A 1,970-nucleotide genomic window follows, 5' to 3' on the forward strand; every position below is an offset into this window, starting at 1 on the left:
GGGGTGCCGGCCCGGCTGCTGGTAGCCCTGGGGGGCGCCCTGCGGCGGGCGGCCCCCGTGCCCGGCCTGGCCGGCCTGACCCGGCTGACCCGCCTGTCCGGCCTGGAACGGCGGCGGGGCGACCGGCGGGGCCTCGAAGTCCTCGGGGCCGAAGTAGGCGATCTCGGTCTGCTGGTTGCGGTCCCGGGCCGCCCGCAGCTGGGTCTGCCACGGGTGCGGGGTGTCGGCCTGCGGCGGGCCGGAGGGCGGCGGCGGCGCGGCGGCGGGCGGCATCACCCGGGTCGCGGCCGCCGGGTCGAACGGGGGCGGCTGGGTGCCCATCACCCGGGTCGCCGCCGCCGGGTCGTACTGCTGACCGGGCTGACCCGGCTGGCCGGGCTGCTGGCCGGCCGGGAGCACCTGCGTGCGGTCCTCGGCGCCGAACGACGCGTCCGCCGGCAGCCCGCCGGGCACACCCACCGGCGCCCCCGGCACGGCGGTCGGCCGCGGGTCCGGCACCAGCAGCGCGCCGACGGCGAGCGCCGCGTCCACCGCCGCCGGGGAGGCGTGCACGCCCACCCCGGCCGCGACCACCCGCAGGGCGCCCGCCAGCGACACCGCGCTCGGCCGCTGCGCCGGGTCCTTGCGCAGGCAGCGCTCGATCACCGTCCAGAGCGGCTCCGGCATGGTCGACGGCCGCTGCGGCTCCTGGGCGAGGTGCGCGTGCAGGATCGCCAGCGGGTTGTCGCCCTGGAACGGCTGGCGGCCGGTGACCAGCTCGTAGAGCATGATCCCGGCGCCGTAGACGTCCACCGCGGAGGTCTGCGGGCGGCCCTCGGCGGACTCCGGCGCGACGTACGCGGGGGTGCCGACGAACTCGTGGCTGCGGGTGATGCCCGGGGAGTCGGCGAGCCGGGCGATGCCGAAGTCGGTCAGCATCGGGTGCATCTGCTCGCCGGCGTCGATGACGGCGGTGGCGAGCAGCACGTTGGCCGGCTTGAGGTCGCGGTGCACGATGCCGTCGAGGTGGCTGGCGGCCAGCGCGTCGGCGATCTGGGCCATCAGCAGGGCGCCCGCGATCGGGCTGAACGGGCCCTGCTCGCGCAGGTAGCGGGCCAGGTCCGGGCCGTCCACGAGGTCCATCACCAGGGCCAGCAGCTCGCCCTCGACGACCAGGTCGCGGACCTTGACGATGTTCGGGTGGGTCAGCCGCACCAGCACCGAGCGCTCCCGCAGGAAGCGCATCACCACGTCCGGGTCGGCGGCGAGCTCCTCGCGCAGGACCTTGATCGCCACCAGCTGCCCGGGCGCGCTGCCGGGCACGTCGACGTCGGCGCGGACCCGGCCGCGCCAGACGGTGCCGGTGGCCCCTCGTCCGAGGGTCTCCTCCAGCAGATACTTGCTGCCGACTGGCCGCACTCGCACTCCTCGTCGTGCCGCCCGCGCGGGGCGCTCCTCCGCCGGTGCGGTGAGCCTGCCGGGCCCGTGTTCCGGCCACTCTAACGGGGTCCGTTGACGTTTTTGAGGCGACCGGCAGGGGCGTTCGCCCGGGTTGGGGGACATCCCCTAAGGGAAGACCCGGAGCGTTCGCGGACGGTTCCACGGGGCCGCCGGGTCCGCCCTCGCGGGCGCCGGTTGACCTGATTCCCCGTCGCCTCCACCATGGCGATGATCGCAAGATCGTCAAATCCGGTACCGTGCGCGGACCGTCCGTGACGGATGGCAGGATGACACTCGCCACTCTTGTGGCCCAAGCGGTGTCGCGGCCACCCCCGCTCACCCGCAGCGGCCCGAGGCAGCGGCACAAGGCGTCACACCAGCAGAAGGGACCGCGGGCGAGATGCAGATCCGGCTGACCGTCCTCCGACCGCGCAGCGGCCCGGCAGCCGCCGGCTCCGCCATCCCCTATGTGGACGTGCTGGTCACCGCCCCCGTCGGCACCGCGCTCGGCTCCCTGGCGGGCGCCCTCGCGGGCGCCGTCGGCGTGCGCG

Annotated in this window: 1 protein-coding gene; it reads right to left on the reverse strand. The window is 76.2% G+C overall.

All coding sequences use genetic code 11. The features are described from left to right. On the reverse strand, positions 1–1,398 hold a 1,398-nt coding region (locus tag ABD308_RS33480; RefSeq protein ID WP_344343432.1), incomplete at its 3' end, for a serine/threonine-protein kinase. Positions 1,399–1,970 lie beyond the last annotated feature (572 nt).

The sequence above is a fragment of the Kitasatospora putterlickiae genome (assembly GCF_039527695.1).
Lineage (GTDB): Bacteria > Actinomycetota > Actinomycetes > Streptomycetales > Streptomycetaceae > Kitasatospora > Kitasatospora putterlickiae.